Below are 12,596 nucleotides of genomic sequence, written 5' to 3'. Positions count from 1 at the left end.
TCGGTTCGCACCCGTCTATGCAGGCCCGTTGGGCTTAAACGATCAGGGCAAAAGCCAGGATCGCACCTGCAGTCTCGGACAGGACACCTGCCGTCTCCGGCAGGCGATCCGCCCGACGGTCACGCCGGACGGAATTCTTGTGATGCGGCGCGTCACGCGCGCCGCGGACCCGTGGGTCAGGCGGTCACCGTCGAGACATCGACCTTCAGGCCCGGACCCATGGTCGAGCTGATGGCGACGCGCTTCAGATAGGTGCCCTTGGCACCCGACGGCTTGGCCTTGACCACCGCATCGACGATCGCCTTGATATTCTCGCTCAGCTTGTCGGCCTCGAACGAGGTCTTGCCGACACCGGCGTGAATGATACCGGCCTTCTCGACGCGGAACTGCACGGCGCCGCCCTTGGCGTCACGCACGGCCGAGGCGACGTCCGGGGTCACGGTGCCGACCTTCGGGTTCGGCATCAGACCGCGCGGGCCGAGCACCTTGCCGAGACGACCGACCAGCGGCATCATGTCCGGCGTGGCGATGCAGCGATCGAAATCGATCTTGCCGCCCTGAACCTCGTTGACCAGTTCCTCGGCGCCGACGATGTCCGCGCCCGCCGCCTTGGCCTCATCGGCCTTGTCGCCACGCGCGAAGACCGCGACGCGAACCGTCTTGCCCGTGCCGTTCGGCAGCACGCAGACGCCGCGAACCATCTGGTCGGCGTGACGCGGGTCAACGCCGAGGTTGATGGCGATCTCGACGGACTCGTCGAACTTGGCGGTAGCCCGTTCCTTGACCAGCGCCAGCGCCTCGTCGAGGGCATAGAGCTTGTTGCGGTCGACGCCCTCGCGGGCAGACTTGATGCGCTTTCCAACCTTCGCCATCGTCTTACTCCGTGACCTCGAGACCCATGGACCGCGCCGAACCTTCGACCATCAGCATGGCTGCGTCGATGTCGTTCGCGTTCAGGTCCTTCATCTTCGCTTCCGCGATCTCGCGGACCTGGTCACGGGTGACCTTGCCGACGAACCCGCCCTTGCCCGGCGTCTTCGATCCGGACTTCAGGCCGGAGGCCTTCTTCAGGAAGAAGCTGACCGGAGCCGTCTTCACCACGAAGGTGAAGGAGCGGTCGGAGTAATAGGTGATGACCACCGGGCAGGGAGCGCCCTTCTCGATATCCTGGGTCTGCGCGTTGAACGCCTTGCAGAACTCCATGATATTGAGGCCACGCTGACCGAGCGCCGGACCGATCGGCGGCGACGGGGTCGCGGAGCCGGCCGGCACCTGCAGCTTGATGTAACCTTCGATTTTCTTCGCCATTCGTCTCTCCAACTGGCGCTGCCGGATGTCCGGCGTCTTCAGATCAGGTGGTGCGGCCGTCATGCGTCCGGCGAAGGGATCGCATCAGGTCTCCCACCAGGGAGCGGGGATCTGCCCCGTCTGTCCGCCCAGGACGGACACCGGCGACGGATCGCCGGGCTTGCCGAACCGCCGGACAGGCCGGCGGACGCGACAAACGGCCCGGGATGCCGAACGGCAACCCCCGGACCGGAAAACTCAGAGCTTCTCGACCTGTCCGTATTCCAGCTCGACCGGCGTTGCGCGGCCGAAGATCGACACCGCGACCTTGAGCCGGGCGCGCTCGTCGTCCACTTCCTCGACGAGGCCGGAGAACGAGGCGAAGGGGCCGTCCGACACCCTGACCTGCTCGCCGATCTCGAAGCTGACGGACGGCTTCGGCCGGTCGACGCCCTCCTGCACCTGGTGCAGGATCCGCATCGCCTCGGAATCCGAGATCGGAACCGGCTTCTGATCGGCGCCGAGGAACCCCGTAACCTTCGGCGTGTTCTTGATCAGGTGGAACGCCTCGTTGGTCATCTCCATCTTGACCAGGACATAGCCGGGAAAGAACTTGCGCTCGGCGTCGACCTTGCGGCCCCGCCGCACCTCGACGACCTTCTCAGTCGGAACGAGAATCTCCTCGAAGAGATCCTCAAGCCCCTGCTGCTGCGCCTTTTCCCGAATCGCATCCGCCACCTTCTTCTCGAAATTCGAGTAGGCGTGGACGATATACCAACGCTTGGCCATAATCCCTCAAGCCGATTGTGTACCAGGTCCGCTCAGTTGCCGAGACCCAGGAGCAAGCCGATGCCCTGACCCATCAGCCAGTCGGCGAGCAAAAAGAAGATGGCGGCGAGGAAGACCATGATGAACACCATGACGGTGGTCACTGCGGTTTCCCTGCGCGTAGGCCACGTCACCTTCGACGTTTCCTTGCGAACTTCGTCGATAAACGTGAAAGGATTCGATTTCGCCATTCAACTGCCGGTCTTTTCACGACGCACAGGCGCGCGGAATCATCCACGCGCCTTGGTCGAAAGCCCTAATTAAGGCCTAACGGCCCGTCGATCAAGAGCAAAGGTGGCAGGGGCGGAGGGACTCGAACCCCCGGCCCTCGGTTTTGGAGACCGATGCTCTACCAACTGAGCTACACCCCTAGACCTTTCGCGACCTGACTTAGATAACTTTCCCCGCCGCTTCAAGCGTGAAATGCACCTTGCGGCAAATAATTCACATCCTTGCGGTTTTTCCGGGCGCCCGCCGGCCTGGAACCCCGAAAACGGCAAAGGGCGCCGCCCGGAGGCGACGCCCTTGAACCGTCTGGCAGGGAACGGGGTATCCGTTCCGCCTTGTTGGTTACTTGATGATGGAGGCGACGACGCCGGCGCCGACGGTACGGCCGCCTTCGCGGATCGCGAAGCGCAGGCCCTCTTCCATCGCGATCGGCACGATCAGCTCGACCTCGACCGACACGTTGTCGCCCGGCATCACCATCTCCGTGCCTTCCGGCAGCGACACCACACCCGTCACGTCCGTCGTGCGGAAGTAGAACTGCGGACGGTAGTTGGTGAAGAACGGCGTGTGACGGCCACCCTCTTCCTTCGTCAGGATGTAGGCCTCGGCCTTGAACTTCGTGTGCGGCGTCACCGAACCCGGCTTGCACAGAACCTGACCACGCTCCACGTCCTCACGGCCAACGCCGCGGATCAGCGCGCCGATGTTGTCGCCGGCCTGGCCCTGGTCCAGAAGCTTGCGGAACATCTCGACGCCCGTCACCGTCGTCTTCCGGGTGTCGCGGATGCCGACGATCTCGACTTCCTCGCCAACCTTCACGATGCCGCGCTCGACGCGACCCGTCACAACCGTGCCGCGGCCCGAGATCGAGAACACGTCCTCGATCGGCATCAGGAACGGCATGTCCACCGGACGCTCCGGCGTCGGGATGTAGTCGTCGACCGCAGCCATCAGCTCGCGGATCTTCGTCTCGCCGATCGCCTCGTCGCGACCCTCGAGAGCCGCAAGCGCAGAACCGGCAACGATCGGAATGTCGTCGCCCGGGAACTCGTAGGACGAAAGCAGCTCGCGCACTTCCATCTCCACCAGCTCGAGCAGCTCGGCATCGTCCACCTGGTCGACCTTGTTCAGGAACACCACCAGAGCCGGAACGCCGACCTGACGGGCCAGCAGGATGTGCTCGCGGGTCTGCGGCATCGGGCCGTCGGCCGCCGAGCAGACCAGGATCGCGCCGTCCATCTGCGCCGCACCCGTGATCATGTTCTTCACGTAGTCGGCGTGACCCGGGCAGTCGACATGCGCGTAGTGACGCGCTTCCGTCTCGTACTCGACATGCGCCGTCGAGATCGTGATGCCGCGGGCCCGCTCTTCCGGCGCCGCGTCGATCTGGTCATACGCCTTGAACTCGCCGAAAAACTTCGTGATCGCCGCCGTCAGCGTCGTCTTGCCATGGTCGACGTGGCCGATCGTGCCAATGTTCACGTGCGGCTTCGTCCGCTCAAACTTTGCTTTCGCCATCGGCGTCGCTCTCTGTTAACTTGCGGTTAAGTCCATCATTTCGATCAAGACCCGACCGCCCCAGGGCGGTGGATGCTAAGCAGGGCATGCGCGTTTGTCGTAAAGCCTGGTCAGGAGCAGCAGCGTCACTCGAAAAGTGGAGCGGGTGAAGGGAATCGAACCCTCGTCATCAGCTTGGAAGGCTGCTGCTCTACCATTGAGCTACACCCGCCGCCTGCCGCAGGGGGGATGGTGGAGGAGGTTGGATTCGAACCAACGTAGGCCAAGCCAACGGATTTACAGTCCGTCCCCTTTAACCACTCGGGCACTCCTCCGTTTCACCGCCCTGTCGCCGAAGCGCCCTGGATGGCTTCACGAAAACGCCCCGCGAAACAATCGCGAGGCCGCTCCCGTGGCGCGTGTTATGTAGAACCGGCATGGGGGTGTCAACACCCATTTATCCCCTTTGGACACAAAAACGACGACCCTTCCGGCAGCGCTTTCTCCTTGCCGGAGGATCGCCCTGCGGATAATCGCAAGGATATGACCAGACCCGATACACCGGCCGGCCCAGCCGGCGCACAAGCCAGTCCCGAAGACAGCGGCGCCGAGCGCCCGGCACGCGCGCGCAGCAAGCCGCGGGGCGGCCCCGCAGGCGCGCAAAGGAACGAGCAGAAGGGCGGAGGAAAGGCCGACAGCGGCCGGTGGTCCAAGAGCGAGGCCAGGAAAGGCGGCCCCAGGCAGACGCCGCAGGGCGCTGCCCATGACGGCGCCGGTCGCCGGCCCTTTGCCAAGCCGCGCGCCCGCCACCCGCAGGGCGGTGAGGCCGCCGAGGGCCCCGTCCTGCTCTATGGTCTTCATACCATCGAGGCGGCCTTCCGCAATCCCGACCGCAGGCGCCACCGGCTGCTCGCGACCGAGAACGCCCAGCGCCGCCTGGCCGAGCGCGGTATCGCGTTCGACGTTCCCGTGGAAACCGTCAATCCGCGCCAGCTCGATCATCTGGTCGGGCGCGACGCGGTGCATCAGGGCGCCGTGCTGGAAGCCGATCCCCTGCCCGCCTTCGGCGCGCGTGACCTCGCTAAGGCGCGGCTGGTGCTGGCGCTCGATCAGGTCACCGACCCGCACAATGTCGGCGCGATCCTGCGCTCCGCCGTGGCGCTTGCCGCCGATGCGGTGGTCACGACCGAACGGCACGCGCCCGAGGAAGGCCCCGTCCTGGCGAAGTCCGCCTCAGGCGCGCTCGACATGGTCCGCCATGTGCGCGTGAAGAACATGGCGCGCTTCGTCACCGAGATGCGCGAGGCAGGCTTCAAGACCATCGCCCTCGACAGCGAGGGCCCGGCACGTTTGGAAGAGACGGAACTGGGCGGCAAGGTGCTGCTGGTGCTCGGCTCCGAAGGCAAGGGCGTGCGCCAGGGCGTAAGGGAGGCCTGCGATGCGCTCGCCCGCCTCGACATGCCGGGCGCCATCGCCTCGCTCAACGTCTCCAACGCAGCGGTGCTGTCACTCTACATCGTCCGGCAGGCGCTGGAGCGCGCAGGCGCGATCCCCGCCGCCGGCGGCAAATAGAGACAGGGCCGACTGCATCGGGGATTTCGGCTGGAAACCGGCGCAAAAGCGGATGCGCGGCGCACGGAACCGTGCTACAGGGGCCGCGTTTGCCGGTATAGCTCAGTTGGTAGAGCACCTGATTTGTAATCAGGGGGTCGCGGGTTCGAATCCTGCTGCCGGCACCACCCACTCTCCCCGATGTTTTCCAGTCCGAACACGGCACGGTCCGCATCGCGGGTCGAACGGTTTTGCCCGGCCGCACCGCAGCCGGGCCGGCGGAGCGCCGCATGGCGCATACAGCAGCGAGAGGACAGCACATGAACCCGATCGGTTTCCCGGATCCCGCCTTCGTGTCACGCCAGACGGCCAGGATGCTGCTCGAGGTCAAGGCGGTTCATTTCCGTGCCGACGAGCCCTACAAGCTGACCTCCGGCCTTGCCAGCCCGGTCTATATCGACTGCCGCAAGCTGATTTCCTTCCCGCGCCTGCGCGCGACGCTGATGGATTTCGCCACCGCCACCATCCTGCGCAATGTCGGCTTCGAATCGCTCGACGCGGTTGCCGGCGGCGAGACGGCCGGCATTCCCTTCTCCGCTTGGATCGCCGAACGTCTCGGCCTGCCGATGCAGTATGTGCGCAAGAAGCCGAAGGGCTTCGGTCGCGATGCACAGATCGAAGGCGTGCTGAAGGAGGGTGACCGGGTGCTGTTGGTCGAGGACCTGACCACCGACGGCGGCAGCAAGGTCCGTTTCGCCGAGGCGCTGCGCAAGGCCGGCGCCCAGGTCGACCACGCCATCGTTCTGTTCTTCTACGACATCTTTCCGCAGACCCACGAAGCGATGGCCCGCAACGGCCTGACGCTGCACTATCTCGCCACCTGGCGCGACGTGCTCGCGGTTGCTCGCGACGAGAACCATTTCGACGAGAAGACCCTGGCCTCCGTCGAATCCTTCCTCAACGAGCCGCTGAAGTGGTCCGCCGCCCATGGCGGCATTTCCGAATTCTCGGTCTGAGGCGGCACCCACCCCCTTTTCGCGCTTGTCTACCCCCCGCTCTCCAGCCGCCGCGCCAGGACCGGATGCTCCACCGGCTCCTTGGCACGGAAGGCATGGCGCCGGGCGATCTCCAGATAGGAGCGATAGACATAGCCGCCATTGCCAGCGCGAAACGCCGCGCGGTGACGGCGATAGAGCCCCGGCAGCCTGTACCAGGGCGCCGCCGGGAAGCGGTGATGCACCGCATGCAGCGAATTGAAGAGGAACAGGAAGGCAAGCGGCCCCCGGTCCTCGATGATCACCGTCCGGTGTCCGACCGCCTCCTCCGCCTGGTGTTCCAGGAACGTGCGCACGCATAGCAGCGACCACGCGCCATAACAGGCGGCAATATAGACCGGCAGCGAAAAGCCGGGCAGCAGCCGCAGCAGCGCCAGCAATATGCCAACGAGCACCAGATGCTCGCCCCAGGCTCGCAGCACGTCGCCCCGCCCCTTGCGCGCCAGCCGCCAATCGGCGATCAGAAAGCCCGTCATGCCGATGGCCGGCCCAATCAACATCCGTCCCAGCAGCGTGTTGTTGAAGGCCAACACGGCGCGCCGCAGACGTCCGGCGGCATGCCAGTCGCGCGGGTGCAGATACCAGCTCTCGGGATCCTCGTAAGGGTCGGTCAGGCGCGGATCGTCGTGATGGGCGATATGCAGCGCCCGAAACCGCCAATAGGGAACGAAGAGACCGAGCGGCAATCCGGCGAGCAGGGCGTTCAGACGCGGAGCGCGGAAGGGATGCCCATGCAGCAATTCGTGCTGCAGCGATGAGTGCAGCGTGATCACCGGCACCAGGCAAAGCCAGAAGAGCAGCTCCCAGCCGCTCCCTGCCGAAGCCGAAGCCGCAACGACAAGTCCTGCGAAGGCGGCATGAACACCGCCGACAAGCGCCAGCGTCGGCCATTCCAGAACGGCGCGCGACACCAGCAACGGGTCCGCGAAGTCGAGCGCCTCATGGTCCGCCACCCCGTCCGAAGCGACGCCTCCAGAGCAGGCGGCGTCCCCATGGTCCTCGCGTATCGGCGTCTCCAGGGAAAAGGGGATGTTCAGCAGGGTCTCGAATTGGGTCATGCTCCCGACAGTGGCGAACTGCAGGCGCGGAACAATGTGTCGTTATCCAACGATAAATGTGATTTCATCATGAAATAGAGAATGAGGCGTACTTTCACACATGTGGTGTGAAGACACATAACTCTCTGTATTTTCCGGGAGGACGATCCGCCGATGAAGGGCACCGACAAGCGCGAACTCGCAGCCGTCTTCCGCGAAAGGCTAGGCCTGCTCATGGCCCGGCGCGGCGAACCTCCCAGCCGTTTCGCCGGCAGGGTCGGCCTCGACCGGTCGGCGCTCAGCCATTTCCTCGATGCCGCGTCCACGCGAATGCCGCGCGCCGAAGCCCTGTGCGACATCGCCCGTTCGGAGGGCGTCACCACCGACTGGCTGCTGGGGCTGACCCAGAGCGCCTCCGACGCCGCCGCCATCGCCCCAGCGCTCGAGATCGAACAGACGGACAACGGCCGAGGCGAGACTTTGCTGGCGACCTGGCACCAGCAGGCGGTCGGCTACAAGATCCGCTACGTTCCCGGCACCATTCCCGACCTGCTGCGGACAGAAGCCGTTCTGGCATACGAATTCGGCTCGCCCGAAACCGCCAAAGCCGCGGCAAAGGCCGATCAGGGCCGCCGCCTCCTCGCCTATACGCGCCGACCGGAAACCGACATGGAGGTCTGCATGCCGCTGCAGACACTTGAGCAGCTCGCCCGGGGCAGCGGCATCTGGAGCGGCTTGGCGGACTCCGACCGTCGCGACCAGTTGCGCCACATGGCCCGGCTCACCGAAGAACTCTACCCGACCTTCCGCCTGTTCCTCTATGACGCGCGCAGCCGCTTCTCGCCGCCCTATACCGTGTTCGGTCCGCAGCGCGCCGCCCTCTATCTCGGCTCCCTGTATCTGGTGGTGAACTCCGTCGAGCACATCCGTGCCCTCACCCGCCATTTCGACATGCTGATCCGAGCAGCGACCATCGGTCCCGATCGTGCCGCCGGCCACCTGAGCAGCTTGTCCGCAAGCTGACGGGAGCTAGAGTCAGGACCGCGAATGTCACGTCTTCGTGAAATCAGACATCTTGAGATGCCAGCGGGAAAGCGCCGACACTTCCGGCGGGCGGCACGTTGCGCCGTACCCTGAGGGAGATCACGACATGTTCAAGTCCTGCCTTCGCATGGCAGCCGTTCTCGTGCCGCTGTTGGCAACCACGTCGCTTGCCGCGGCCGATCCCATCGAGATCCGCCAGACCATGATGAAGTCCGTCGGTGCCGCCACCGGCGTGCTCGGCAAGATGGTCAAGGGCGAGATGCCCTATGATCCGGAACTCGCAAGCCTGGCGATGCGGGTCCTTTTCGTCACACCGGCCGGCTTCATCACCCAGTTTCCGGAAGGCGCCGATTCGCCGACCAGCGAGGCCGGGCCGAAGATCTGGGAAGACCGTGCCGGCTTCGAGAAGATCGCTCTCGACATGCAGACAGCCGCGATGGCCGCGATCCCGGCGGCCGGCGAGAGCCTCGATGCGCTGAAGCCCGCGTTCGGAGCGGTCGCCCAGAACTGCCGCGCCTGCCACGAGCCCTACCGCGTCAAGAAGAACTGATCTAACAAGGGCCTTGAATATGCCGGTTCGCGCGCTGGAGCCCCCGTTCCGCGCGCGGATCGGTTCTGCCGGCCGGCAGCCATTTGCATGACATGTTCCGGAGCAGCCCATGACCCGCCGCACCTTCCGCCGCCTCCTCGGCGTGTTCCTGCTGCTGATCGCCGGTGGCCTGTATCTCACCCGGCCCGAGCGGGTCGATTCCGCCGCCGTTCCCGCGCACCAGCCGGATCTCGTCAATGGCGAGCGGATGTTCTGGGCCGGCGGCTGCGCGTCCTGCCACGCCGCGCCCGGCGCGAGCGGTGACGACAAGCTGGTGCTGGCCGGAGGCGTGGAGTTGAACACGCCCTTCGGCCTGTTCCGCGTGCCCAACATCTCGCCCTCGGAAGCCGGCATCGGCGGCTGGTCCGTCACCGACTTCCTGAACGCGATGATCCACGGCACCTCGCCGCAGGGCCTGCACTACTACCCGGCCTTTCCCTATGGCTCCTACCGCAACATGAAGGCGGAGGACCTCATCGACATGAAGGCCTATCTCGACACGCTGCCGGCCTCGGACAACCAGGTAGCGGACCACGATCTGGCCTTCCCCTTCTCCTGGCGCAGTGCGCTCGGAATGTGGAAACTGCTGTTCCTCGACACGAAAGCCCCGGCGCTCGCAGCCGATGCCGGAGCGGAGGCGGAACGCGGTGCTTACCTCGTGACCGGCGCCGGCCATTGTGCCGAATGTCACACGCCCCGCAATGTCCTCGGCGGGCTCGACACGGCCCGCTGGATGGCCGGTGGCCCCAACCCGGACGGCGAAGGAAGCATCCCCAACATCACCCCCTCGCAGCAGGGGATCGGGTCGTGGTCGGCAGCCGATATCGCCTATTATCTGGAAAGCGGCTTCACCCCGGACTTCGACAGCGTCGGCGGCAGCATGGCCTCGGTTCAGTCGAACTGGGCAAGGCTCCCGGCGGAGGACCGTGCGGCCGTTGGCGCCTATCTGAAAGCGATCGCGCCGATACCCGCCGGAGGCTCCTGACGCAAGGCGGTCGCCCAGTCAGGTGCCGTCAAACTCCTCGCTGCCCGTCTCCCTGCGGATCCATTCAAGGAAAGACGCGCTGCCTCCTTCCACGGGCAACAGCATCACCGCCGGCTCGTCATAGGGATGCGCCTGCACGACCGCCTCGATGGCCTCGCGTGCCCGCGACCGCGTCGTCTTGGCCAGGAACACCACCTCCTGGCCTTCCTCCAGCGTCCCCTGCCAGCGATAGACGGAGGTCATGCCCGGCCACATGTTGACGCAGGCCGCCAGCCCCTCGCCGACCAGCTTCCGGGCCGCCGCGCGGGCCGTGTCGGTGTCGGGAAAAGTCGCGTAGATCAACCGGATATCCATTTCGCCCTGCATCAAAAGACGGGTCCCCAAAATCGCCGGCCCGTGCTACGTGATGAGCATGGATCGCCTGCCGCAGACTATCGAAAAACTTGCCTTCGTCTCAAGTGAGACCGATGAGGCGGAGCGTGCCCGCGATCAGCTCCAGCGTCGCTATGGCGCACATGACCCCAAGCAGGCCGACGTCATCGTCGCGCTTGGCGGTGACGGCTTGATGTTGCAGACCCTTCACCGCTTCATGAACACCGGAAAACCGATCTACGGACTCAATCGCGGCTCTGTCGGCTTCCTGATGAACGAATATGGCGACGACGACCTGCCGGAGCGGATCGCCCGCGCGGTGGTCAGCCGGATCCATCCGCTGGTGATGGAAGCCACCGACGCCTTTGGCCACATTCATTCCGCTCTGGCGATCAACGAGGTCTCCCTGCTCCGCCAGACCCATCAGGCCGCCAAGCTCCGCATTTCGGTCGATGACCGCGTGCGCATGGAAGAGCTCGTATGCGACGGCGTTCTGGTCGCAACGCCAGCCGGAAGCACTGCCTACAACCTGTCGGCGCATGGCCCGATCCTGCCCATCGACGCGCAGTTGCTGGCCCTGACGCCCATCAGCGCTTTCCGCCCCCGGCGTTGGCGCGGGGCACTCCTCCCGAATTATGTAAATGTCCGGATCAGCGTGCTGGAAGCGGCCAAGCGCCCCGTCAGCGCCGCGGCCGACTACACCGAGATCCGCAACGTCATCGAGGTCCGCGTGCGCGAGGAGAAGTCCTCGTCCAGTCTCGCCCTGTTCGATGCCGACCATAATTGGGACGAGCGTATCCTGTCGGAAATGTTCCGCTACTGACGCGGTCGCAAGCACACCTTGTTTCGCGAATAATTAAGTTCTGCGTGCAATCTTTCGAACGTTCCGAGATGGACTTCACGCTGGACCGAAACGGCAATGCAACTGCCTCATCTCGACCTCGGCCGGATCCGGGTCCTGATCGTCGACGACAACACCAACATGCGCCGGATCCTGCGGGCGATGGTGGCTGGCTTCGGCGTGAAGGCGATCTACGAGGCCGAAGACGGTGCGGCCGCGCTGGAGGAGATTTCCCGCAACGACCCCGACGTCGTCATTCTCGACTGGCTCATGCCGCTGGTCGACGGAAACGAGCTCACGCGCCGCATCCGTGCCTCGCAAGCGCCCGGCTGTTTCGTCCCCATCATCGCGATCACCGCCCATACGCAGAAGCGTCGTGTCATCCAGGCCCGCGACAGCGGCGTGACCGAGGTGATGTGCAAGCCGGTGTCGGCACGCGGCCTCTATCTGCGGATCGCGAACTGCATCCTTAATCAGCGGGACTTCGTCCGGACGAAGGGCTTCTTCGGACCGGACCGGCGGCGGTTCCAGAACCCGAGTTTCCAGGGAGGCGAACGCCGCGGACGTCCGGCGGAAGACGGATACACTCTGGACGACCCTGCGGAACTCCCGCAAAGTCAGCCTTCGCGGGCGACCAAGGAATCGAAAACCGGATAAAGCCGCAAGTCCGCGGCAGCCTGTGCGGCAAGACCCTGTCGACGAGGACGCGGGCCAGGGCCTGCAGCGGGAGCGAAAGAAGATTATGAGCAGCGACCCGAGCAAGCAGAATGATGGCTACGAACTCGTCAAGCCGCCGCGCGACTTGCGCGCCAAGGTTCGCGTCCTGAGCGAGCGCGAAGCCGCGCGCTTCGATCCGATCAAGTCGGCCGAGGCCGCCCTTGAGCGCCTGTCTCAGGATTTCGACACCTGGATGGCCGATGAAGTGGAGACGCTGGCGGAGGCCTGGGCCGACATCCAGAAGAACGGGATCAACGATCCGGAACGCCGCGACACCCTGTTTCGCGCCTCCCACGACATCAAGGGCCAGGCGAGTACCTTTGGCTATCCCCTTGTCGGAGCGGTCGCCGGAAACCTGTGCCACCTGATGGAACATCTCGAGGCGGAGAAGATCCCGCTCACGCTCGTCGCGCAGCATGTGGACGCGATCCGCGCCATGATCGCCGAGATCGGCCAGCAAGAGGACAATGCAACGGCCCGAGCGCTGGTCGAGCGGCTCGCCGACGTGACCTCCGACTATCTCGCCCGGCACGGCGACGGCGAGGAAGACTGACGCTTGCCGCGA

Annotated in this window: 15 protein-coding genes and 4 tRNA genes; 9 read left to right on the top strand and 10 right to left on the bottom strand. The window is 65.1% G+C overall.

Translation table 11 applies throughout. The features are described from left to right. Positions 1-176: 176 nt before the first annotated feature. From rplA to P2PM1_RS02645, 8 genes are all read right to left on the bottom strand, one after another. The gene (gene rplA, locus P2PM1_RS02680) at positions 177-872 is read right to left on the bottom strand and encodes a 50S ribosomal protein L1 (RefSeq protein WP_186386441.1); all 696 of its coding nucleotides are present in this window, start codon (positions 870-872) and stop codon (positions 177-179) included. Positions 873-876: 4 nt separating this feature from the next. Beyond that, on the bottom strand, positions 877-1,308 hold the full coding sequence (rplK, locus tag P2PM1_RS02675) for a 50S ribosomal protein L11 (protein WP_186386440.1): 432 nt from the start codon (positions 1,306-1,308) through the stop codon (positions 877-879). A gap of 237 nt (positions 1,309-1,545) precedes the next feature. Further along, positions 1,546-2,076, bottom strand: a complete 531-nt coding sequence (gene nusG / locus P2PM1_RS02670; RefSeq protein ID WP_186386439.1) for a transcription termination/antitermination protein NusG — start codon at positions 2,074-2,076, stop codon at positions 1,546-1,548. Positions 2,077-2,108: 32 nt separating this feature from the next. Beyond that, positions 2,109-2,306: a preprotein translocase subunit SecE gene (gene secE / locus P2PM1_RS02665; RefSeq protein WP_067216551.1), complete on the bottom strand. Its 198-nt coding sequence runs from the start codon at positions 2,304-2,306 to the stop codon at positions 2,109-2,111. A 104-nt stretch (positions 2,307-2,410) separates the two neighbouring features. Further along, positions 2,411-2,486: transfer RNA gene (locus tag P2PM1_RS02660), tRNA-Trp, on the bottom strand. A 199-nt stretch (positions 2,487-2,685) separates the two neighbouring features. Then, the gene (tuf, locus tag P2PM1_RS02655; RefSeq protein WP_186386438.1) at positions 2,686-3,861 is read right to left on the bottom strand and encodes an elongation factor Tu; all 1,176 of its coding nucleotides are present in this window, start codon (positions 3,859-3,861) and stop codon (positions 2,686-2,688) included. Positions 3,862-3,998: 137 nt separating this feature from the next. Further along, positions 3,999-4,072 (bottom strand) — tRNA-Gly (locus tag P2PM1_RS02650). 18 nt (positions 4,073-4,090) lie between these two features. Further along, positions 4,091-4,175: transfer RNA gene (locus tag P2PM1_RS02645), tRNA-Tyr, on the bottom strand. Between the two features lie 208 nt (positions 4,176-4,383). Between P2PM1_RS02645 and P2PM1_RS02640 the strand changes: the two genes are divergently transcribed. The 3 genes from P2PM1_RS02640 to P2PM1_RS02630 all read left to right on the top strand — a co-directional run bounded on the left by P2PM1_RS02640 (position 4,384) and on the right by P2PM1_RS02630 (position 6,407). Beyond that, positions 4,384-5,412, top strand: coding sequence for an RNA methyltransferase (locus P2PM1_RS02640; RefSeq protein WP_186398026.1), 1,029 nt, complete (start codon positions 4,384-4,386; stop codon positions 5,410-5,412). A 91-nt stretch (positions 5,413-5,503) separates the two neighbouring features. After that, positions 5,504-5,579 (top strand) — tRNA-Thr (locus tag P2PM1_RS02635). A gap of 102 nt (positions 5,580-5,681) precedes the next feature. Next, positions 5,682-6,407, top strand: coding sequence for an orotate phosphoribosyltransferase (locus P2PM1_RS02630; protein WP_371636306.1), 726 nt, complete (start codon positions 5,682-5,684; stop codon positions 6,405-6,407). A gap of 29 nt (positions 6,408-6,436) precedes the next feature. Here P2PM1_RS02630 and P2PM1_RS02625 read toward each other — a convergent pair whose 3' ends face one another. Beyond that, positions 6,437-7,504 carry a fatty acid desaturase gene (locus P2PM1_RS02625; RefSeq protein ID WP_186398025.1) on the bottom strand — a complete coding sequence of 356 codons (1,068 nt, stop codon included), beginning with the start codon at positions 7,502-7,504 and terminating at the stop codon, positions 6,437-6,439. A 153-nt stretch (positions 7,505-7,657) separates the two neighbouring features. On the opposite strand from P2PM1_RS02625, the gene P2PM1_RS02620 reads away from it, so the two are divergent. The 3 genes from P2PM1_RS02620 to P2PM1_RS02610 all read left to right on the top strand — a co-directional run bounded on the left by P2PM1_RS02620 (position 7,658) and on the right by P2PM1_RS02610 (position 10,101). Then, positions 7,658-8,506 carry a transcriptional regulator gene (locus P2PM1_RS02620; protein ID WP_186386435.1) on the top strand — a complete coding sequence of 283 codons (849 nt, stop codon included), beginning with the start codon at positions 7,658-7,660 and terminating at the stop codon, positions 8,504-8,506. Between the two features lie 127 nt (positions 8,507-8,633). Next, the gene (locus P2PM1_RS02615; RefSeq protein WP_186398024.1) at positions 8,634-9,077 is read left to right on the top strand and encodes a cytochrome c; all 444 of its coding nucleotides are present in this window, start codon (positions 8,634-8,636) and stop codon (positions 9,075-9,077) included. Positions 9,078-9,186: 109 nt separating this feature from the next. Next, positions 9,187-10,101 (top strand): cytochrome c, encoded by a 915-nt coding sequence (locus P2PM1_RS02610; RefSeq protein ID WP_186386433.1) that lies wholly within the window; start codon positions 9,187-9,189, stop codon positions 10,099-10,101. A gap of 18 nt (positions 10,102-10,119) precedes the next feature. Here P2PM1_RS02610 and cutA read toward each other — a convergent pair whose 3' ends face one another. Beyond that, positions 10,120-10,443: a divalent-cation tolerance protein CutA gene (gene cutA, locus P2PM1_RS02605; protein WP_244292942.1), complete on the bottom strand. Its 324-nt coding sequence runs from the start codon at positions 10,441-10,443 to the stop codon at positions 10,120-10,122. Positions 10,444-10,513: 70 nt separating this feature from the next. Between cutA and P2PM1_RS02600 the strand changes: the two genes are divergently transcribed. From P2PM1_RS02600 to P2PM1_RS02590, 3 genes are all read left to right on the top strand, one after another. After that, positions 10,514-11,296: an NAD kinase gene (locus P2PM1_RS02600; RefSeq protein ID WP_186386431.1), complete on the top strand. Its 783-nt coding sequence runs from the start codon at positions 10,514-10,516 to the stop codon at positions 11,294-11,296. A 96-nt stretch (positions 11,297-11,392) separates the two neighbouring features. Continuing rightward, the gene (locus P2PM1_RS02595; protein ID WP_244292940.1) at positions 11,393-11,971 is read left to right on the top strand and encodes a response regulator; all 579 of its coding nucleotides are present in this window, start codon (positions 11,393-11,395) and stop codon (positions 11,969-11,971) included. A gap of 85 nt (positions 11,972-12,056) precedes the next feature. Further along, positions 12,057-12,584, top strand: coding sequence for an Hpt domain-containing protein (locus tag P2PM1_RS02590; RefSeq protein ID WP_186386430.1), 528 nt, complete (start codon positions 12,057-12,059; stop codon positions 12,582-12,584). Positions 12,585-12,596: the final 12 nt, after the last annotated feature.

The organism is Stappia sp. P2PMeth1, from assembly GCF_900185735.1.
GTDB lineage: Bacteria > Pseudomonadota > Alphaproteobacteria > Rhizobiales > Stappiaceae > Stappia.
This window is presented reverse-complemented; position numbering and strand designations above follow the sequence as displayed.